Below are 19869 nucleotides of genomic sequence, written 5' to 3' on the forward strand. Positions count from 1 at the left end.
GCCAGCGCTTATGCCCGAGGGCCGGTTCCCGTGCCCAGCATGCCGCGCAGCAGCTCGCCGAAGCCGGTGCGCAGCTCCTCGCGGCTCGGGACGGCGGAATGGTAGGAGCCCACCGCGCAGGAGAACATCAGCCCCTCGCACCAGGCGATCAAGGAGAGCGCGTGACGTTCCGGCTCCGCTGAACCCGATGCGGCCATCAGTGCGTTGAGCGGAGTCCGGAAGCGGCTGCCGGCCCGGTCGTAGAACTCCCGGAGCTCCGGCCTGCGGCTCGCCTCGAGGGCCAGCTCGTAGCGGGCGACGAGCAGTGCGCGGTGAGTGGTCAGATACCGGTGCAGGGCGAGGGCGAGCGCATCGAGGAGGTCGCCCCCGCCCCCGCCCCCGGCCTCGCCGCCGAGTGCGGGCGGCAGTTCGTCCATGGCCAGTACGGCCGCCTCGCGCTCGGCCAGCCTGCGCACCGCCGTCTCCAGCAGTGCCTGGCGGGTGCGGGCGTGGTTGGACGTCGAGCCCTGCGGCAGACCGGCGGCCGCGTCGACCGCCCGATGAGTCAGCCCGCGCATCCCGCGCTCCGCCAGGAGGCGCAGTGCGGCATCGGCGATCAGTTCGGTGCGTGGGGCGCTCGGGGCGTTGCGTGTGGCCATGGCTCCAACCTATCGCCTGCACTACAGCTGTAGTACGATGTTGGTGTCACTACAGGTGTAGTCAGCAATGGAAGGGCCACCATGCCCGGAACACGTGCCGCAGGCCGCGCCGTCGTCATCGGCAGCGGAATCGGCGGACTGACCGCCGCCGTGGCCCTGCACCAGATCGGCTGGCAGGTCACCGTCCTTGAACGCGCGCCGTCGCTGGAGCCCGTCGGTGCCGGCATCGGACTCGCCCCCAATGCTCAGCGTGCCCTCGATGTCATCGGTCTCGGCGACGCGATCCGCGGCCTTGCCGCCTGGCAGGGCGACGGCGGCATGCGGACCCCCGGCGGCCGGTGGCTCGCCCGCACCAGCAGTGCCGCGGCTGCCGAGCGGTTCGGCGGACCCCTGGTACTCGTGCATCGCGCCGTCCTCGTCGACGCCATCGCCTCCCGGCTGCCTGCCGGAGCCGTACGCACCGGCTGCCCCGCACAACTGGCGGACTCCGGCACTGCCGGCGGCCGGCCCGCCCGCATCACCACTGCGGACGGCGAACTCGAGGCCGACCTCGTGATCGGCGCGGACGGTATCCACTCCGGCGTACGCCGGGCCCTCTTCCCCCGGCATCCCGGTCCGTCCTACGCCGGACTGACCACCTGGCGGGTCGTCGTTCCCGCACCCGGGAAGCCCTTCGAACCCCACGAGACCTGGGGAGCGGGACTGCTCTGGGGCACCCACCCGCTCAAGGACGGCAGGATCTACGCGTACGGGGCGGCTGCCGCGCCCGCCGGACAGCACGCCGCGGACGGCGAAAAGGCCGAACTGCTGCGCCGGTTCGGCGACTGGCACGACCCGATCCCCGCGGTCATCGCCGCCGCGGACCCGGGCCAGATCCTGCGCAACGACGTCCACCACATCCTCGAACCGCTCCCAGACTTCCACCGTGGCCGGACCGCGCTGCTGGGCGACGCCGCCCACGCCATGGCACCGACCCTCGGCCAGGGCGGCAACCAGGCCATCGAGGACGCGATCGTCCTCGCCCACCATGTGACCCCGGGCGGCGAACTCGGCGCCGCCCTCGCCGCGTACAGCGCCGAACGGCTCCCACGCACCACCGCGGTCGTCCGCAAGGCGGCGGGCGTGGTCCGCCTGATGACGCTCACCAGCCCCCCGGCCGTGGCGGTCCGCAACACCGTGATGTCCGTCGTCTCCCGCCTCGGACCCGGTCCGGTGCTGCGCACCTTCGACGGCATCGCCGACTGGCGGCCGCCGCAGCGCACGTATGCTGCCGGAGCGAAGGATGTGCACACGGAACGGCCCGCACAGCACTGAGGCCGGCAGCCGTTCCCGCACAGTGAGCGAGGGAGACACCTGTGAAGGTCGGCTGCATCGGGCTCGGCGACATCGCGCAGAAGGCCTATCTGCCCGTCCTCACCACCGTGCCCGGCATGGAACTGCACCTGCAGACCCGTACACCCGCCACGCTCGACCGGGTGGCCCGGACCCATCACATCCCCGCCGCCCGATGCCACACCGACCTCGAGTCGCTGATCGGCCACGGCCTGGATGCGGCTTTCGTCCACGCCTCCACCGCCGCGCATCCCGAGATCGTCGCCCGGCTCCTCGAGGCCGGCGTGGCCACGTACGTCGACAAGCCCCTTGCGTACGAACTCGCCGACTCCGAGCGGCTCGTGGCACTTGCCGAGGAACGGGGAACGAGCCTTGCCGTCGGCTTCAACCGCCGGCTCGCCCCCGGCTACGCACAGTGCCTGGAGCACCCGCGCGACCTGATCCTGATGCAGAAGAACCGCGTCGGACTCGCCGAGGACCCGCGCACGCTCGTCCTGGACGACTTCATCCATGTCGTCGACACCTTGCGCTTCCTGGTACCGGGAACCGTCGAACACACCGATGTCCGCGCGCGGATCGTCGACGGCCTGATGCACCACGTCGTGCTCCAGCTGTCCGGTGACGGCTTCACCGCGATCGGCATCATGAACCGGATGAGCGGCTCCGCCGAGGAGATCCTCGAGGTGTCCGGCGCGGACGCCAAACGCGAGGTCCGCAATCTCGCCGAGATCGTGGACCACAAGGGGCAGCCGAGCATCCGGCGGCGCGGCGACTGGGTGCCGGTCGCCCGCCAGCGCGGCATCGAGCAGACCGTGCTCGCGTTCCTCGACGCCGTCCGTGCGGGCAAGCTGCTCAGCGCACAGGACGCGCTGGCGACCCATGAGCTGTGCGAACGGGTGGTTCTGCGGGCCCTTGAGCTGGCCGGGAAGGCCGCCTGAGCGAGCGCGTCGCCCCCGCCGCACCCAGCGCCACGAGCACAGCCAGCGCGGCGTACACGGGCCAGTCGCCGTATCTGACGTAGAGCGTCGTGCCGTCCGCCAGCGGGACGTCGTACACGACCGCGCCGCTGGTGTCGGTGCCGATCCACCGGCCCACTTGCCGGCCGCCCGCCCCGTACACCGCGCTCACCCCGGTCAGCGTGGCGTGCACCATCGGCCGGCCGCTCTCCGCCGCCCGCAGCGCCGCCAGCGAGGCATGCTGCTCCGGGGCCCAGCTCCCCTGGAACGACGAGGTCGCCGACTGCGCGATCAGCAGCTGCGCGCCGGCCCGGGTCAGGTGCCGGCTCATGTCCGGGAAAGCCGACTCGAAGCAGACCAGCGGCCCGAGCCGCAGCCCGCCGGGTCCGCCCTGCCCGTCGGCCGGCATCGTCATCACGACCGGTGCGGCGCCCCGCAGCCGGTCCTCGCCGGCCGCCTTGCCCACCGACGTGGCCCATCCCAGCACGGCACGTGCCGGGACGTACTCGCCGAACGGGACGAGGCGCATCTTGTCGTAGCGGTCCCCGGTCACACCGCTCGGACCCACCAGGACGGAACTCTTGAAGATTCCGGCCTGTCCGGACGTGCCCTCGCTCCTGGCGTCCACGTTCACCAGCACCTCGGCACCGACCGCCCGCGAGAGCTCCGCGAGCCGGACCGCGAGATCCGGCCGCCGGCCCAGATCCGCCCCCACACTGCTCTCACCCCAGACAACGAGATCCACATCGCTGCCCCGCACCTGCCGTGTCAGCTCCTCGCCGCGGTCGAACCGGCGCTCCACGCTGTCCATGCCGTTCACGACGCCCGGCTGCACCACCGCGATACGGACGCGCCCCGCCTCCTTCGGTTGCGGTGCCCATATCCACGCCGACGTCACGGCCAGAGCGCACACGACCGTCCCCGCCAGAGCCGGAGTCCGCGCCGCGGGCACCGCCACCAGCAGCACGCCCGCGGTGTTCACCGCCAGCACCAGCAGGCTCACCAGCCACACACCGCCCACCGAGGCCAGGCGCAGCGCGGGCGTCACCTCCCACTGACTGGCCCCGAGCAGCCCCCAGGGGCCGCCCAGGCCCTCCCAGGACCGGACAAGTTCGATCATGAGCCAGCCCGAAGGGATCACGGCGACGGCCGCGGCCGCCCGGGCCGTCGACGGCGTGCCGCCGAGCATCGACCGCACCAGAACGCCCCACGGCGCCCACAGCAGCCCGAGCAGGGCACCGATCACCAGCAGGAACACATGCAGGCTCGGCAGCAGCCAGTGATGCATGGCGACCATGAACCCCATGCCGCCCAGCCACCCCTCGACCGCGGCCCGCCGCCAGGTGGGCGCGGTGCGCACCAGCAGCATCCACGGCAACAGCGCGACATGGGCGAACCACCACAGCGACGGCTCGGGAAAGGCGAGCGCCGGCAGAGCGCCGGCCACAACCGCGGCCCCGCTCCGCCACCTGGGTGACTCCAGCAGCCGCTCCGAGCGACCGCGCCACCGCTGACGCACCCGCAGGCCGACCGGAATCCGCATGCCGCGCCTCCTCGTCCCGCCTCGCAGGCGCGACCTCCGCCCGCCGCCGGCCAGGCCCCAGAACCTCGGGAGAGGGGACCTGCCCGAGATCAACGGCCCGTTCACCACCAGTGTGCGCGAAGGACCGGGTGGGGGACAGAGCGCCTTGGACGCCCCGGCGCACGTGCCGGCGGGTCAGCTGTCGCCGAACGCACCGCCCGCCCGGCGCCACTTCTCCTGGATCACGACCGAGCTCAGCCGCCAGACGGAATCCGTGCGCAGCAGTCCGAACGTGTACCGCCCGCCCGATACGAAGTCCTCGCCCGACTCCAACCGCATCGGATTGATGTAGTCCGCCTGCACCTCGGCGCCGTCACCCGGGTAGCCGCCCAGATCCTGCAGGCGCAGCCGCCGGTTGACGATCAGATGCTGGCGCACTGGGAACAGCTGCATCGTCTGCGCCAGCCAGTCGGCGACCTCTGCCGCGGGCCCCTCGATGCCGCCGGAGGCGCGATAGTCGGCCCGCCCTTCAGGAGTGAACAGGGCCCGGTAGGCACCCCAGTCGCCGTCGTCCACGGCCACCGCGTAACCGGTGACCACCTCGTCGATGGCCAGCCGGTCCATCACGGTCGCGAGATCCACGCGCTGCGTCATCGGGTCAGTGTCGGGGCAGGCGGTGTTACATGCCAAGAGCATTGCACCGGCGAGCCATACTGCCCTCATGCGCATCGACTTCGATCCCGCCCGCTGCGACCGCAACACCTTCTACCGGCTGATGACCGCCACCGTCGTGCCCCGGCCGATCGCCTGGGTCTCCACCACGTCGGCCGAGGGCACCGACAACCTCGCGCCGCACTCCTTCTTCACCATCTCGTGCGTGGAGCCGCCGGTGGTCCAGTTCACCTCGGTCGGACGCAAGGACTCGCTGCGCAACATCGAGGACACCGGCGCTTTCGTGGTCAACTTCGCGCCCGAACCGCTCTTCGAACAGATCAACGCGACCGCGACCGACTTTCCGCGCGGCATCAGCGAGTTCGACACGGTGGGGATCGAGAGGGAGGCGAGCCTGCGGGTGAAGCCGCCGCGGGTCGCCGCCTCGCCGGTGGCGCTGGAGTGCGAACTGCACAGCACCGTGCGCCTCGGCGACTCGACCGTCGTCTTCGGCCGGGTGGTGCACGCGGCCGTCGACGCGGCGGTCATGACGGACGGTCATCCCGAAGTGGCCCGTCTCGCGCCCCTGTCGCGGCTCGGCAAGGACGAGTGGGGGACGCTCGGCGAGGTGCGCGAGATCAGCCGGGTTCCCTACACGGAGTGGCAGGGCCGCGGGCAGGCCGGCTGAGACTCAGCCTCTGACCGCCCGCAGCACGACGAACTTGGGGTCGCTGGCGACCACTTCGCAGTTCCCGAAGAGCCGCCGCAGCCGCACGTGGTACCCGAGGTGGCGGTTTCCGATGACCCACAGCTCGCCACCGGGACGCAGCACCCGGCGGGCATCGGCGAACATCCGCCGGGCAGTTGTGTCGGTCGTCGCCCGGTGGGAGTGGAACGGCGGGTTGTTGAGCACAAGATCTGCCGACCCGTCCGGCAGCGCGGACATGCCGTCGTCGACCATGAACCGTGCCGTGGCGCCGGCCGGGGCGTTGTCGCCGAACGTGGCCCGTGCCGAAGCCACCGCGGAGAACGACTCGTCGACGAAGGTCACCTCGGCCTCGGGGTTGGCCACCGCCGCCGCCGTACCGATCACGCCGTTGCCGCACCCCAGATCGACGACCTGGTCGTGGCCCCGGCGGCGCGGCAGGCTGCGCAGGAAGAAGCGGGTGCCGATGTCGAGGCGCTCCGCGCAGAAGATGCCGGCGTGGTTGGTGACCGTGCGGCCCGCGAGCGTACCGATGTCGTTAGGCAGCGCATACGTCAGCGGCCAGGGGCTCGGCACACGGGTGAGCCCCATGTCCGGTGCGCAGAAGATGAGCCGGGCCTTCTTCGCGGCCAGCGACGTCCGCGTCGGACCGATGACGCTCTCGAAGAGCTTCAGCGTCGAGGTGTGGATCTCGCTGACCATGCCCGTGCCGACGACGACGGTGTTCTCGTGGACGGCGGGCGCGAGCCGGTGCAGCTGGTCCTCGAGCAGCGCCAGACTTTTCGGTACCCGTACGAGGAGGACGTCGACGCGTTCGGGAGGCGTGTCCCTGGCCGACAGCAGCCGTGCCTGGTCCGCCGTGACGCCGGCCCGCGCGAGATTGGTCCGGGTCGCCTCCTGGCCGAGACAGGAGTCCGTGATCTGTACGACGGGGTGCTCGGACCCGGCCGGACGATGCGCGGCGAGCGCGGTCGCCAGCGCGCCCCACCGGTCGCCGACGACGACCACGGCACCGGACAGGTCCACCGGTGGGGCGCCGTCGATGCCTTGCAGATGCCGCAGCAGATACTCGTCGGCGGCGTCCCAGGCGCGGAGCGGGTCGCGGGGGTCCTCGGGGAATCGGGCGAGGTCGAAGGCGCCCCAGGACGTGGTCAAACGGTTCATCGTGCACTCAGGCTAGCCGAGCGCCGGAGCGGGCCGGGCCATGGAGTGCACGGGCCGGGGAGGGTTCAGGCGGCGTACCCCTGGTGGGCCCCGCCGCCGCGCCACTCCACCAGGTGCGGATCGTCGAGGATCATGTCGGCGTCCTCGAGCCCTGCCCGGCGCAGGAACTCCACGAGATCCGTGTCGCTGCGGGCCAGCCCGACGATCTCACCGCGCACCGCGACGCGCCGCCCGCCTCCGGGAGACGGCGGATGCACCACGATCGGCGCCTGCCAGGCCATGCACCCAGAGTGCACGGGCGCGGCGGAAATCGCAGCCGGAACCCGGGCCGCGTGCAGCGGCCCCGGCGGACTCCGGGGTCACGCTGCGGGCTGTATGTCCTCGCGTGCCGCAGCGGCCCACTCCACCACCAGCGCCTCGTACTCCGGCCGCCGGTCCTCGGGCAGCTCGCCGTCGGCCCACAGCTCACGGATCCGGGCGTTCAGCTCGGCGGCGGACAACGCGGAGGAAGCGGAAGAAGGGGACTCGCTGGGAGAGGCGGACATGACTCAAGGCTACGGGCTCGCACCGACAGTGGTCTCCACCGCCCGGCCGCCGCCTGGCGGGGGTCAGTGACCCGACTCACCCGCGTGCGGGCTCAGTACGTCCGTGCCGACCAGCACGAACAGCGCGATACCGAGGAGTACGCGGTAGATCACGAACGGCATGAAGCTCTTCGTAGTGATGTATTTCATGAACCAGGCGATCACCGCGTAGCCGACGCCGAAGGCGATGACCGTCGCGAAGATGGTCGGCCCCCACGACACATGGCCGCCCTCGCCCGCGTCCTTGAGCTCGAAGAGCCCGGAGGCCAGTACGGCAGGGATGGCGAGCAGGAACGAGTAACGCGCCGCCGCCTCGCGGGTGTAGCCCATCAGCAGACCGCCGCTGATCGTCGCGCCCGACCGCGACACTCCGGGGATCAGCGCCATCGCCTGGCAGAGGCCGTAGATCAGGCCGTCCCCGACCGTCAGCTCCTGGAGGGTCTTGCGCTCCCGGACCGCGCGGTGCTTGCCGCCGTCCTCGTCACGCGCGGCCAGCCGGTCTGCGATGCCGAGCACGATGCCCATGACGATCAGCGTCGTGGCGATCAGCCGCAGATCGCGGAAGGGGCCCTCGATCTGATCCTTGAGCGTGACGCCGAGCACACCGATCGGGATCGAGCCGATGATCACCAGCCAGCCCATCTGCGCGTCGTGGTCCCTGCGCATCTCCTTGTCGGTGAGCGAGCGGAACCACGCCGAGAGGATCCTGGCGATGTCCTTGCGGAAGTAGATCAGCACGGCCGTCTCCGTACCGATCTGGGTGATCGCGGTGAAGGCCGCGCCCGGGTCCTGCCAGCCTGCGAAGGCCGCCGTGAGGCGCAGATGCGCACTCGACGAGATGGGCAGGAACTCCGTCAGCCCCTGGACGAGCCCGAGGATGAATGATTCGAACCACGACATGAAGCAAAGCCGTCCAAGCGCTGGTCAGGTCGGAACGTACGGGTGGGGCCGCGATCATGCGGCCGTCGCGTGGCAGCGTAGCGTCAACGGCTGTCCGGCATTCGTGCGGGTTGTGGACAACCCGCTTTTCCGTAGGTCCTACAGGATCCGCAGCCGGCGTCAGGCCTTGCGCAGACAGTGGCGTTTGCGCCACGCGACGACGGCCGCGCCGGCAGCGGACAGCGCGATGAAGCCCATCGAGGCGAGGAAGACCGGCGATGTCGGGGAAGCGGCGCTGCTGCCGGCCATGACGTAGGCCGCGGTGTTGGGGACGGAACCGATGGCCGTCGCGAGCAGGAAGGGCAGATAACCCATGCGTGACACCGCGGCGCAGTAGTTGGCCGCGGCGAACGGGATGCCCGGGAACAGCCGCACGGCCAGCATCGAACGGAATCCGTGGCGGCTCAGCTGCCCGTCCGCCGCCTTCAGCCAGCGCCCCCGCAGCAGCGGCCGCAGGGCCTCCTGCCCCAGCACCCTGCCCAGCGTGAAGGCGATACCAGCTCCCAGTACGGTCCCTGCCAGCGCCGCTACCAGGCCGGCCTGCGAGCCGAACAACGCGCCCGCCGCCAGGTTCAGCAGCGGCCGCGGCACGAAGGCCGCCGTGCACACGCCGTATCCCACACCGAACAGCACCACTGCCGCCGGACCGCTCAACTGGGGCGGCCAGCCTCCCGAGAGCAGACGCTGCGGCTCGTACGTCAGCACCGTCACCGCCGCGGCGGCCAGCACCGCAACGAGCAGCGACAGGCGGGACCACGGCGACAGCAGCGCCCTGGAGCAGCGCAGGGCGAGACCGGATGCGGGCCTGGGGACGGGGTCGAGCATCCGGGGAGACTAACCGAAGGGCAGGTGTGATCGCCGTAATGTGAGCCCTATGACGTATGCCGTCCCGCGCAGCGATCTCGCCGACACCGTCATGGACCGGCTCACCGCCGTGTACCCCACCGGGGCGGACGCGGCCAGGGCCGCGCAGGCCGCCGCGTACATGAAAGGCGTCGCCCCCTTCCTCGGCATCCCGACCCCCGAGCGCCGTGCCCTGTCCCGTACGGTCCTCGACGGCACCGGGCGGCCCGCCGAGGCGGACTGCGCCGCGATCGCCCTGCGCTGCTGGGAACTGCCGGAGCGCGAGTACCGCTACTTCGCGGCCGACTATCTGCGCCGCCATGTCGGCCGCTGCTCGTCCGGCTTTCTGCCCGTGATCCGCCATCTCGTCGAAACGGTGCCCTGGTGGGACACCGTCGACATCCTTGCCGCGCATGTCGTCGGCCCGCTGGTGGCGGCGGACTCCACGCTGACGGCCGAGATGGACGCCTGGATCGACGACGAGAACCTGTGGGTCGCGAGGACGGCACTCCTGCACCAGTTGCGCCGCAGGGAGACGACCGACGCGGAACGGCTCTTCGGCTACTGCCTGCGCTGCGCCGGACATCCCGACTTCTTCATCCGCAAAGCGATCGGCTGGGCTCTGCGCGAGTACGCGAAGACCGACCCGGACGCGGTACGGGAGTTCGTCGAGGGCGCGCGGGACCGGCTCGCTCCGCTGTCGGTCCGGGAAGCGCTCAAGAACCTGTGACCGGTGCGACCGCCTGAACTCCCGTACCGGGAAAACCATTCGACGGCGGCAGGGCCGTAGGCGAAGCTGGGCGGCATGTTCCGGTACGCCTTCCCCGCAGCGCCGTCCGCAGTCGCGGACGCGCCGAAGGCTGCCGCTTTCCCCGCCACGGCCGCGACAGGCGCTGCCGTGGCAGCCCTTGCCGCAGCATGCGTCGCCGCAGCATCCGATGCCGCGGCCGCCGTCGCCGCAGCGCCCTTCGGCGGCGCCCGAAGCTGACCCTTCCCGGACAGTCCGGCGGACCCCGCAGGGGGAGGGTCGGCACGGCCCAGGGGTCCACCTCACGCTTCGAGTTCCGGGAAGGAACCGTCCCAGCCATGCCCAAGACGGCATACGTGCGCACCAAGCCGCACCTGAACATCGGCACCATGGGCCATGTCGACCACGGCAAGACCACCCTGACCGCCGCCATCACCAAAGTCCTCAGCGAGCGCGCCGGCAGCGGCACCTCGTACGTCTCCTTCGACCGCATCGACCGGGCGCCGGAGGAGGCCGCGCGGGGCATCACCATCAACATCGCGCACGTCGAGTACGAGACCGAGACGCGTCACTACGCCCACGTGGACATGCCGGGTCACGCCGACTACGTCAAGAACATGGTCACGGGCGCGGCCCAGCTCGACGGAGCGATCCTCGTCGTATCCGCGCTCGACGGCGTCATGCCGCAGACCGCCGAGCATGTCCTGCTCGCCCGCCAGGTGGGCGTCGACCACATCGTCGTCGCCCTGAACAAGGCCGACGCCGGCGACGACGAGCTCACCGACCTGGTCGAGCTCGAGGTCCGCGAGCTGCTCACCGCCCACGGGTACGGTGGCGACGCCGCACCCGTGGTGAGGGTGTCGGGGCTCAGGGCGCTGGAGGGCGACCCGCGCTGGACCGCGGCGATGGAGGCGCTGCTCGACGCCGTGGACACCTATGTGCCGATGCCGGTCAGGTACACGCAGGCCCCCTTCCTGCTGCCGGTGGAGAACGTGCTCACCATCACCGGTCGCGGCACGGTGGTCACCGGTGCCGTCGAGCGGGGCATCGTGCGGGTCGGCGACCGGGTGGAGGTGCTCGGCGCGGACGGTGGTCCGCAGACGACCGTCGTCACCGGACTGGAGACGTTCGGCAAGCCCATGGAGTCCGCCGAGGCCGGGGACAACGTCGCGCTGCTGCTGCGCGGGATGCCGCGTGACGCGGTACGCCGCGGGCATGTGGTGGCGGCCCCCGGCAGTGTGGTGCCCAGCCGGCGCTTCACGGCGCAGGTCTATGTGCTCTCGGCGCGGGAGGGCGGCCGGACGACCCCGGTCTCCACCGGCTACCGGCCACAGTTCTACATCCGCACCGCGGACGTCGTCGGTGACATCGACCTCGGCGCGACGGCGGTGGCCCGGCCCGGTGACACGGTCACGCTGACCGTCGAACTCGGCCGTGACGTACCGCTGGAGCCGGGTCTCGGTTTCGCCGTCCGCGAGGGCGGGCGCACGGTCGGGGCGGGGACGGTCACCGGCCTGCTCTGAGGCCCGGCCGGCAGGCAGAATGGGACGGGTGAACGAGCAGATCCCCGTCCTGCGGGCCGTCGACGGCGGCACCGCCAAGCTCATGCCCGACGTGGACCGGGAACGGGCCTGGCTGCTGACCGTCGACGGCGCCCCGCAGTCGTACGTCGACCTGGACGAGCCCACGCACCTCGAGTTCGAGTACGCGCGCAGGCTCGCCCATGTCCTCGACGTCGCGGCCGAGGAGGGCGCCCCGCTCGATGTGCTGCATCTCGGGGGCGGTGCGCTGACCCTGCCGCGCTATGTCGCGGCCACACGTCCGGGTTCGCGGCAGGAGGTGGTCGAGGTGGACCGCGGCCTGCTGGCGCTCGTCACCGAGGAGCTGCCGCTGTCCGAGGACGCGGGGATCAGCGTCCACGCGGCGGACGCGCGGGCCTGGACACAGGCCGCGCCGGCGGACTCGGCGGACGTCCTGATCGCCGACGTTTTCGGCGGCTCGCGCGTCCCCGCCCACCTCACATCGCTGGCCTATGCGCGCGCCGCGGAGCGGGTGCTGCGGCCGGCGGGCATCTATGCGGCCAATCTCGCGGACGGTGCGCCGTTCACCTTCCTCCGCTCCCAACTGGCCACCTTCGCCGAGGTCTTCGCCGAGCTTGCACTGATCGCGGAACCGTCGGTGCTGCGGGGCAGAAGGTTCGGCAATGCCGTGCTGCTCGCCTCGCAGGCTCCCCTCGACACCTCCGCCCTGGCCCGCCGTACGGCTGCCGACGCCTTCCCGGCGCGCGTCGAGCACGGCCGTGCGCTCGTGCGGCTGATCGGTGACGCGGCCGCGGTCGAGGACGACGACGCGGTGGCCTCGCCGGAGCCGCCGGACGGGGCGTTCAGCGTGGGTTGAGACAGGCCGACGGCCCGCGGTGACGGACAGTCGATCGTGTTCCGTCACCGCGGGCCGTGAGCGAGGCTCGGACCGGTTCAGCCCGTCTCGGCGGCGACCACGCGTACCGTGCTGAGGATCTTCTGGATGGTCTCGTCGGGGACCTCGTCCGGGATGCCGGCATTGGCGTAGAGCACCCAGCTCTTGAAGTCGCCCTTCTCGTTCTTGAAGCCGAACGCGATCGCCTTGCCGTCCGTCTCGCACTTGTTCGTCTTCTTGACGCCCTTGGCCGTGGCCGTGGCGACACTGCCCTGGAGGCCGGACTTGGTGGTGTACTCCTTCGCCGGGGAGACCTTCACCTTGTCCTCCTCGGTCTGGGCGTACGCCGCCCACGCCCACTGGTACGCCGTTCCCCGAGCGGCCTCGGCGGTGTCCTTGGCTCCGGAGGCACCCTTCGTGCCCGTCGTGGCCAGGTCCCACTCCTCCTTGCGGCCGTCCTTGTCGGTGTCGAGCGTGCACCACTTGCTCTTGTACTCCGCCGGGGCCCCCATGATGGCGGCCGGCGTCCCGTCGTTCTTCTTCTCGTCGTCGAAGCCGACGCTCACGCCGGACCCCGCGACCTCCCAGTCGGCCGGAACGTCGAACTGCGTACCGTGCTTGGGGTTGGTGACGACCTTCCAGCCCTCGATCGTCGGCTTCTCGTCCTCACCGCCCCGCGGGTTGGCGGTCGGCGACGTGCCCGGCTCCGGGGCCCCGCTCGACGAGGGCGACGTGGACACGGCCGGCTGACCGCCGCCCTTGGCCGATGTGCCCTTGCCGTCGTCCTTCAGGACGATGACACCGGTGACAACGGCGGTGGCGACCACGGCCGTTGCGGCGACGATGGCGACGATCGTCGTCTTCCTGCGCTCGTTCTGCGGCGGCTGGGGCGCGCCGGGCATCTGCCCCGGCACGGCGTACTGCGGCGCGGTCGGCTGCTGGTATCCCGGCTGCTGGTACGGGTTGGGCTGCTGGTATCCCGGCTGCTGGTACGGATTGGGCTGCTGGTACCCCTGCTGCTGGTACGGGTTCTGGTTCTGCGGGTTCTGCTCGCCCCCGGGCGGCTGCTCTCCTGGCCACATGGCGAGTAACGATAGAGGTGCGCCCCGCCTCGCTCCACGTCCACCCCCGAACAGGGGGATTCCCCCGAGTGCTACTCATGGGTAACATACCGGTATGAGCGCTGATCAGATGTCCGTCGGCGAGATGCTCGCTGCCACCGTGCCCATGGCCCGGACCCTCAACCTCGAGTTCCTGGAGACGACCGCCGAGCGTGCGGTCGTCCGCATGCCGGACCAGGCCGACTTCCACAACCATGTCGGCGGACCGCACGCCGGAGCGATGTTCACCCTCGCCGAGTCCGCGAGCGGGGCCATCGTCCTCGCCGCCTTCGGCGACCAGCTCTCGCGCGCCGTACCGCTCGCCGTCAAGGCCGAGATCGGCTACAAGAAGCTGGCCATGGGCGTCGTCACCGCCACCGCCACGCTCGGCCGCCCGGTCGCGGACGTCGTCAAGGAGCTGGACGCCGGAGAGCGCCCCGAGTTCTCGGTGAACATCGCCATCCAGCGTGAGGACGGCGCGGTGACCGGCGAAATGACCATCGTATGGACGCTGCGCCCCAACGCCTGACGCACACGGACCGGGCCGCCCCGACACCCCCGAGGTGACGGGGCGGCCCTTGCGTGCGTCACGGGCGGCCCGGCAGAGGCCGTGACCCGAGTCCCGGGCGTGCGGGTGCGGGCCCGAGTCCCGCACCCCCGGGCGGCCGGTGCCGCCGTCGGCGCACCGGCCGTCTGCCGGTGCGACCAGGTAGGCTGCCCGTCGTGTGCCGACGGGGGTGCACACCGGGCCGTGGCCCACGCGATCTTCGGGAGGAACCGGCCTTGCACGTCCAGGAGTGGCTCGAGAACGTCCCGGCGATCAGTGTCTACCTGCTGGTGGGCGTGGTGATCGGGCTCGAGAGCCTCGGTATTCCGCTGCCCGGTGAGATCGTCCTCGTCAGCTCGGCGCTGCTCGCCTCCCAGCACGGTGAGATCAACCCCTACGTTCTGGGCGCGTGCGCCTCGGCGGGCGCGATCATCGGCGACTCGATCGGCTACGCCATCGGCCGCAAGGGCGGCCGGCCCCTGCTCGCCTGGCTCGGCGGTAAGTTCCCCAAGCACTTCGGCGACGCGCAGATCGCCATGGCGGAGCGTTCGTTCGAGAAGTGGGGCATGTGGGCCGTGTTCTTCGGCCGCTTCGTCGCCCTGCTGCGGATCTTCGCCGGACCGCTCGCGGGCGTGCTGCGGATGCCGTACTGGAAGTTCGCCATCGCCAATGTCTTCGGCGGCATCCTGTGGGCCGGCGGCACGACGGCCGTCATCTACTCCCTCGGCATCGTCGCCGAGGCCTGGCTCAAGCGGTTCTCCTGGCTGGGCCTGGTCCTCGCGGTGGCGATCGGCGTGACCTCGATGCTGGTCCTGAAGAACCGGGCCAAGAAGGCGGCCGCGCAGACGCCCGCCGAGCAGCCGGTGGCGGCCGAGCGGGAGACCGTGACCGCCAACGACTGACGGCCGCCCGGTCCCCCGCGCCCGGCCTGCCCGCGCCTCAGTCCCCCTGCGCGGAGCGGTGCTCCCGGGCCAGGTCCACGTACGCCGCGGCGTTCAGCCTGATGCCCTCCAGCTCCTCGGCGGTCAGCTCCCGCCTGACCTTCGCGGGCACGCCCGCGACCAGCGAGCCGGGGGGCACCTGCATCCCCTGGGGCACGAGCGCCTGCGCCGCGATCAGTGAACCGGCACCGATGTGCGCGCCGTTGAGGACGGTGGCGCCCATGCCGACGAGTACGTCGTCCTCGACGGTGCAGCCGTGCAGGACGGCGTTGTGACCGACCGAGACCCGTGCGCCGACCGTGACCGGGAAACCGGGGTCGGAGTGCACCGTGCAGTTGTCCTGGACATTGCTGTCCGGTCCGATCGCGATCGGACCGCAGTCGGCGCGCAGCACCGTCTGGTACCAGACGCTCGACCCGGCGGCCAGCGTCACATCGCCCACCACCACGGACGTCGGAGCGGTGAACGACCCCGGGTCGACCTTCGGCTTCCGGCTGCCCACACCTGCGATCAATGCCCGCTCCGCCATGCCTTCTCCCTGGTGATCTCCGGTCGTGCGTACGAGCACCGTAGGCGACCCGTCGGCGGGTGGGGCCGGTGGGGTGAAGATCACAGCATGCGGCGCCAGGCCGGCCGGCCGGCGGCGACTACCGTGTGCGGGTGCCCAAGAACAGAAACACGTTCTCGTCGCCGGCCGCCTGGGGCCGGCGCGTTCTCGCGCGTGCGGTCCACCGTGGCTGGCGCGTGGTGCAGGAGGCGGGCGCCATCACTGCCGAGCATCCCGGGCGGCTGCGGTTCCGCCGCCTCGGCCCCGGCACCCGGCTCGCCTTTCCGCAGGGCACCGTTTTCGGCGAAGCCTGGATCGAGCTCGGCGACCACTGCATCATCGCCGAGCAGGTGACCCTGACGGCCGGGATGATGCCCGGCCTGGACCTCGGCCCCGACCCGATCCTGACGCTGGGCGACGGGGTGGTCCTCGGGCGCGGCAGCCATGTCATCGCGGACACTCGCGTGACCATCGGCTCCAACACGTACTGCGGGCCGTACGTCTACATCACCTCGACCAACCACAGTTACGACGACCCGCACGAGCCCGTAGGCCGTCAGTGGCCGCGCACCGATCCTGTCGAGATCGGTCCGGGCTGCTGGCTGGGCACCGGCGCGGTGATCCTGCCCGGCGCGCGGCTGGGCCGCAATGTGGTGGTCGCCGCGGGTGCGGTCGTACGGGGAGAGGTCCCCGACCACTCGGTGGTCGCGGGCGCACCCGCCCGCGTGGTGCGCAGCTGGGACGAGGAACGCGGCTGGCAGCCGCCGCTGCGTACGCCGACGCCCCGGCCGATCCCGGAGGGTGTCACCCCTGCGCAGCTGGTGGCGCTCGCCGAGCTCGAGGAGAGCTGAACTATCCCGTGGCCAGCAGTACGGTGCCGACCAGTGCCAGTCCGGCACCGGCAGCCTGGACCGTACGCAGCCGCTCCTTGAGCACCACGAGCGCCGCGAGGACCGTGACCACCGGGTAGAGGTTGGCCAGCACGGCGGCGACCGTGACCGGTCCGGTCTGTGCGGCGATGGAGTAGGTGCCGTTCGCCGCGACATCGGCCAGGCCGACGAACGCGAGCGAGGGAAGCGCGGTCAGGAGCATCCGCAGGCCGCCCCCCTCGGGCAGCGCCCGGGCGCCGCGTTTCACCGAGACGTACAACGCCGCGCCGCCGACGGTGACATTGGTGACGCGCTGCACGAACAGCGCGAGGAACAGGCCGGTGATGGTGGTCGAGGCCTCGGCGATCAGAGCCAGTACGGCGCCGAACCCGAAGGCGGCCACCAGGGTCAGGATGATCGCCTGCCGCTGTACGGGTGCGCCGCGAAGCTCCGGGCCGCCCGCGAGCACGATGCCCATGACGGCCACCGCGATACCGGCGAACTGCAGCAGCCCCGGCCGTTCACCGAGGACCAGTCCGATGCCTACCGGTACGGCGACGCCGAGCGAGCCGAGTGGTGAGACGACACCCATCGGACCGAGGGCGAGCGCCTTGTAGAAGCAGAGCATCGCCACCGGGCCGACCACTCCCGCCGCCACGGCGTACCAGAGCTGCGGGCCGGCCTCGGCGAATCCGCCGGTGGCCACGACGATCGTGCCGAGCACCAGCACGGCGATCGACTGTGAGACGACGACCACGGTGAGCGCCGGCGTGCGCCGCGTCAGTAGTCCGCCCCCGAAGTCGGCCAGTCCCCAGAGCAGGCTGGTGGCCAGGGCGAACAGTGCGGTCATGGGTGGCCTCGCAGTACAGTGCAGTGAACGATGCGGTGCACCACACGATAGTGCAATGTATTGAACTCTGCCATTGAGAATATTGGACGGAACGTGTCGGACCTCGACCAGCTCACGCAGTCGCTCGCACGCAATCTCAAGCACTGGCGCGGCGAGCGGAAGTTCACGCTGGACGCCCTCGCCGCCCGCTCGGGCGTCAGTCGAGGCATGATCATCCAGATCGAGCAGGCGCGCACCAACCCGAGCGTCGGCACCACGGTGAAGCTCGCCGACGCCCTCGGTGTCAGCATCACCACCCTCCTCGACTACGAGCAGGGCGCCCAGGTCCGCATCGTCCCGCCGGACCAGGCCGTGCGGATGTGGTCCACCTCCAACGGCAGCTACACCACCCTGCTGATCGGCAGCGAGAGCGGCGGGCCACTGGAGATGTGGGCCTGGCGACTGATGCCCGGTGACCAGAGTGCCTCCGACCCGCACCCGGACGGCACCACCGAGCTGCTGCACGTCACCGCCGGTGTGCTGACCCTCGTCGTCGACGGGGAGTCCTGCACCGTGCCCGCGGGAACCTCGGCCACCTTCGAGGCCAATGTCCCGCACGCGTACCGCAACGACGGCGAGGAGGCGGCCGAGATGACGATGGCCGTCTCGGTGCCGCCCGTGCGCTGAGGTGTCCCGACGCCGGGGCGGGGCGGGCTGTTAGCGTGCGTCTCATGCGCGCACCCATCGGAAACTTCGAGCATGCCAGGCCCGCTCCCGACTGCCTCGACGAACTCACGGCCCCGGTCGCCGACGCGCTGCGCGCCTGGAGCGCGGACGTCCCCGCCGAGCAGCTGATCTACGTCGACACCGACCCGGAGATCGCCGACACGGCGGCGTTCGTGGAGCACTACGGCGGGGAACTGCTCGAGCAGTCCGCCAACTGCGTGATCGTCGCGGGGAAGCGCGGCGGGGAGACGACGCTCGCCGCCTGCCTGGTCATGTCGCACACACGCGTCGACGTCAACGGCGCGGTACGCCGGCAACTCGGCGTCCGGAAGGCGTCGTTCGCGGCCATGGACGTCGCGACGGGCGAGAGCCGCATGGAGTACGGCGGCATCACGCCGATCGGGCTGCCTGCCGGCTGGCCGCTGCTGGTGGACTCCGCGGTGGTGGACGCGGAATGGGTGCTCATCGGCAGCGGCCGCAGGCGCGGCAAGTTGATCGTGCCCGGCAAGGCGTTCGTCGGGCTGCCGGGCGCGGTGGCCGTCGAGGGCCTCGGCGTCTGACCCCGGGCCTCGGGGGCCGATCCCGAGGCTGTGGTCCCGGGGCTGGGTCCGGGGCTCTGGCGGGTCAGCCGAGGCGCGGGATCTCGATCGCGGGGCAGCGGTCCATGACCATGTCGAGACCGGCCGCGCGCGTCCGGTCGTAGGCCTCCACGTCGATCACGCCCAGCTGGAACCAGACCGCCTTCGCGCCGATCGCGACGGCCTCGTCGGCGACCTCCCCGGCGAGGCCGGAGTTCACGAAGACATCCACCACGTCGACGTCGAAGGGGATGTCGGCGAGTGTCGCGTACCCCTTCTCACCGTGCACGGTCTCGGCCTTCGGATGCACCGGCACGATGCGCTTGCCATAGCGCTGGAGCACATCGGCCACGCCGTGTGCCGCCCGTGACTCGTTGTTGGACAGGCCCACCACGGCCCAGGTGTCGCCGCCGGCGGTCAGGATCCTACGGAGCGTCTCTGCGTCTGCGTACATGCCAGGAGGAACGGGCCGGCCCGGCGGAGAATTCCCCTCCGGGCGCCGCATAGGGTGGCCGTATGCAGGAGCAGTACCGGACGGTCGCCGGCGAGGGCGTCCACGAGACCGAGATCAACCGATCGCGCTTCATCTGCGCGCTCGCCCCCGCCGCCACCGAGCAGGAGGCGCAGGAGTTCATCGCGCGCATCCGCAAGGAGCATCCGACCGCCACACACAACTGCTTCGCGTACGTCATCGGAGCGGGTGCCGCCGTGCAGAAGGCGAGTGACGACGGTGAGCCCGGTGGCACGGCGGGGGTGCCGATGCTGCAGATGCTCATGAGGCGTGAAGTCCGTTATGTCGTAGCTGTCGTCACCCGGTACTACGGCGGAGTGAAGCTCGGTGCGGGCGGGTTGATCCGGGCGTACGGGGGAGCGGTCGGCGAAGCTCTGGACGTGCTCGGCACTCTCACCCGGCAGCGCTACCGGCTCGCCACCGTGACGGTCGACCACCAGCGGGCCGGGAAACTCGAGAACGACCTGCGGGCGACCGGGCGGCAGGTGCGCGAGGTGCGGTACGCCGACGCGGTGGCCATCGAGATCGGCCTGCCCGATTCCGACGTGGACGCCTTCCGCGCCTGGCTGGCCGATGTCACGGCCGGGACAGCGGGACTCGAGCTCGGCGGCGAGGCCTACGGAGATGCCTGACGCGACGATGCCCGGCGTCCAGGTGTGTGAGGCGACGGTGCTTGAGGCGGGGGTGCTTGCGGTGAGGGCGTGTAAGGCGGGGATCGGCGAA

At 71.3% G+C, this 19869-nt stretch carries 24 protein-coding genes; 12 read left to right on the top strand and 12 right to left on the bottom strand.

Going from position 1 to position 19869, the window contains the following annotated elements:
• Nucleotides 1-8: 8 nt before the first annotated feature.
• Nucleotides 9-638: a TetR/AcrR family transcriptional regulator gene (locus OHS70_RS31765; RefSeq protein WP_328403112.1), complete on the bottom strand. Its 630-nt coding sequence runs from the start codon at nt 636-638 to the stop codon at nt 9-11.
• An 81-nt stretch (nt 639-719) separates the two neighbouring features.
• Between OHS70_RS31765 and OHS70_RS31770 the strand changes: the two genes are divergently transcribed.
• Nucleotides 720-1952: an FAD-dependent monooxygenase gene (locus tag OHS70_RS31770; protein ID WP_328403114.1), complete on the top strand. Its 1233-nt coding sequence runs from the start codon at nt 720-722 to the stop codon at nt 1950-1952.
• A 41-nt stretch (nt 1953-1993) separates the two neighbouring features.
• Nucleotides 1994-2908 (top strand): Gfo/Idh/MocA family protein, encoded by a 915-nt coding sequence (locus OHS70_RS31775; protein WP_328403116.1) that lies wholly within the window; start codon nt 1994-1996, stop codon nt 2906-2908.
• Here OHS70_RS31775 and lnt read toward each other — a convergent pair.
• Both lnt and OHS70_RS31785 read right to left on the bottom strand, forming a co-directional pair.
• Nucleotides 2823-4469 (bottom strand): apolipoprotein N-acyltransferase, encoded by a 1647-nt coding sequence (lnt, locus tag OHS70_RS31780; RefSeq protein WP_328403118.1) that lies wholly within the window; start codon nt 4467-4469, stop codon nt 2823-2825. The genes OHS70_RS31775 and lnt overlap by 86 nt on opposite strands.
• 174 nt (nt 4470-4643) lie before the next feature.
• Complete coding sequence (locus tag OHS70_RS31785; RefSeq protein ID WP_328403120.1) at nt 4644-5102, bottom strand: nuclear transport factor 2 family protein; 459 nt, start codon at nt 5100-5102, stop codon at nt 4644-4646.
• A 67-nt stretch (nt 5103-5169) separates the two neighbouring features.
• Between OHS70_RS31785 and OHS70_RS31790 the strand changes: the two genes are divergently transcribed.
• Nucleotides 5170-5787, top strand: a complete 618-nt coding sequence (locus OHS70_RS31790) for a flavin reductase family protein (RefSeq protein WP_328403122.1) — start codon at nt 5170-5172, stop codon at nt 5785-5787.
• Nucleotides 5788-5790: 3 nt separating this feature from the next.
• Here the strand turns inward: OHS70_RS31790 and OHS70_RS31795 are convergent, their stop codons facing one another.
• From OHS70_RS31795 to OHS70_RS31815, 5 genes are all read right to left on the bottom strand, one after another.
• The gene (locus OHS70_RS31795) at nt 5791-6969 is read right to left on the bottom strand and encodes a methyltransferase (protein ID WP_328403124.1); all 1179 of its coding nucleotides are present in this window, start codon (nt 6967-6969) and stop codon (nt 5791-5793) included.
• Nucleotides 6970-7034: 65 nt separating this feature from the next.
• Nucleotides 7035-7250: a hypothetical protein gene (locus OHS70_RS31800; RefSeq protein WP_328403126.1), complete on the bottom strand. Its 216-nt coding sequence runs from the start codon at nt 7248-7250 to the stop codon at nt 7035-7037.
• A gap of 78 nt (nt 7251-7328) precedes the next feature.
• Nucleotides 7329-7514, bottom strand: coding sequence for a hypothetical protein (locus OHS70_RS31805; RefSeq protein ID WP_328403128.1), 186 nt, complete (start codon nt 7512-7514; stop codon nt 7329-7331).
• 63 nt (nt 7515-7577) lie between these two features.
• Complete coding sequence (locus OHS70_RS31810; protein ID WP_328403130.1) at nt 7578-8453, bottom strand: undecaprenyl-diphosphate phosphatase; 876 nt, start codon at nt 8451-8453, stop codon at nt 7578-7580.
• A 159-nt stretch (nt 8454-8612) separates the two neighbouring features.
• Nucleotides 8613-9317 carry a TVP38/TMEM64 family protein gene (locus tag OHS70_RS31815; RefSeq protein WP_328403132.1) on the bottom strand — a complete coding sequence of 235 codons (705 nt, stop codon included), beginning with the start codon at nt 9315-9317 and terminating at the stop codon, nt 8613-8615.
• 49 nt (nt 9318-9366) lie between these two features.
• On the opposite strand from OHS70_RS31815, the gene OHS70_RS31820 reads away from it, so the two are divergent.
• The 3 genes from OHS70_RS31820 to OHS70_RS31830 all read left to right on the top strand — a co-directional run bounded on the left by OHS70_RS31820 (nt 9367) and on the right by OHS70_RS31830 (nt 12480).
• Entirely contained in the window at nt 9367-10065 is a 699-nt protein-coding gene (locus tag OHS70_RS31820; RefSeq protein ID WP_328403134.1) for a DNA alkylation repair protein, read from the top strand.
• 356 nt (nt 10066-10421) lie between these two features.
• Nucleotides 10422-11606, top strand: coding sequence for an elongation factor Tu (tuf, locus tag OHS70_RS31825; protein ID WP_328403136.1), 1185 nt, complete (start codon nt 10422-10424; stop codon nt 11604-11606).
• Nucleotides 11607-11625: 19 nt separating this feature from the next.
• Nucleotides 11626-12480 (top strand): spermidine synthase, encoded by an 855-nt coding sequence (locus tag OHS70_RS31830; protein ID WP_328403138.1) that lies wholly within the window; start codon nt 11626-11628, stop codon nt 12478-12480.
• A 77-nt stretch (nt 12481-12557) separates the two neighbouring features.
• Here OHS70_RS31830 and OHS70_RS31835 read toward each other — a convergent pair whose 3' ends face one another.
• Nucleotides 12558-13580: a hypothetical protein gene (locus OHS70_RS31835; protein ID WP_328403140.1), complete on the bottom strand. Its 1023-nt coding sequence runs from the start codon at nt 13578-13580 to the stop codon at nt 12558-12560.
• Nucleotides 13581-13689: 109 nt separating this feature from the next.
• On the opposite strand from OHS70_RS31835, the gene OHS70_RS31840 reads away from it, so the two are divergent.
• Entirely contained in the window at nt 13690-14127 is a 438-nt protein-coding gene (locus OHS70_RS31840; RefSeq protein ID WP_328406056.1) for a DUF4442 domain-containing protein, read from the top strand.
• A gap of 254 nt (nt 14128-14381) precedes the next feature.
• On the top strand, nt 14382-15047 hold the full coding sequence (locus tag OHS70_RS31845) for a DedA family protein (protein ID WP_328403142.1): 666 nt from the start codon (nt 14382-14384) through the stop codon (nt 15045-15047).
• 37 nt (nt 15048-15084) lie between these two features.
• On the opposite strand, the gene OHS70_RS31850 is transcribed toward OHS70_RS31845, so the two are convergent.
• The gene (locus OHS70_RS31850) at nt 15085-15615 is read right to left on the bottom strand and encodes a gamma carbonic anhydrase family protein (RefSeq protein ID WP_328403144.1); all 531 of its coding nucleotides are present in this window, start codon (nt 15613-15615) and stop codon (nt 15085-15087) included.
• A gap of 131 nt (nt 15616-15746) precedes the next feature.
• Here OHS70_RS31850 and OHS70_RS31855 point away from each other — a divergent pair, with 131 nt between their 5' ends.
• Complete coding sequence (locus OHS70_RS31855; RefSeq protein WP_328403146.1) at nt 15747-16484, top strand: acyltransferase; 738 nt, start codon at nt 15747-15749, stop codon at nt 16482-16484.
• Nucleotide 16485: 1 nt separating this feature from the next.
• On the opposite strand, the gene OHS70_RS31860 is transcribed toward OHS70_RS31855, so the two are convergent.
• On the bottom strand, nt 16486-17352 hold the full coding sequence (locus tag OHS70_RS31860) for an EamA family transporter (protein WP_328403148.1): 867 nt from the start codon (nt 17350-17352) through the stop codon (nt 16486-16488).
• Between the two features lie 93 nt (nt 17353-17445).
• Between OHS70_RS31860 and OHS70_RS31865 the strand changes: the two genes are divergently transcribed.
• Nucleotides 17446-18018 carry a helix-turn-helix domain-containing protein gene (locus tag OHS70_RS31865; protein ID WP_328403150.1) on the top strand — a complete coding sequence of 191 codons (573 nt, stop codon included), beginning with the start codon at nt 17446-17448 and terminating at the stop codon, nt 18016-18018.
• Nucleotides 18019-18062: 44 nt separating this feature from the next.
• Nucleotides 18063-18617, top strand: coding sequence for a YbaK/EbsC family protein (locus OHS70_RS31870; protein WP_328403152.1), 555 nt, complete (start codon nt 18063-18065; stop codon nt 18615-18617).
• Between the two features lie 64 nt (nt 18618-18681).
• Here the strand turns inward: OHS70_RS31870 and OHS70_RS31875 are convergent, their stop codons facing one another.
• Nucleotides 18682-19089: a CoA-binding protein gene (locus OHS70_RS31875; protein WP_328403154.1), complete on the bottom strand. Its 408-nt coding sequence runs from the start codon at nt 19087-19089 to the stop codon at nt 18682-18684.
• A 62-nt stretch (nt 19090-19151) separates the two neighbouring features.
• Here OHS70_RS31875 and OHS70_RS31880 point away from each other — a divergent pair, with 62 nt between their 5' ends.
• Nucleotides 19152-19778 (top strand): YigZ family protein, encoded by a 627-nt coding sequence (locus tag OHS70_RS31880; RefSeq protein ID WP_328403156.1) that lies wholly within the window; start codon nt 19152-19154, stop codon nt 19776-19778.
• The last annotated feature ends 91 nt before the right edge of the window (nt 19779-19869 follow it).

Origin of the sequence: Streptomyces sp. NBC_00390 (assembly GCF_036057275.1) — a bacterium.
Taxonomy (GTDB): domain Bacteria; phylum Actinomycetota; class Actinomycetes; order Streptomycetales; family Streptomycetaceae; genus Streptomyces.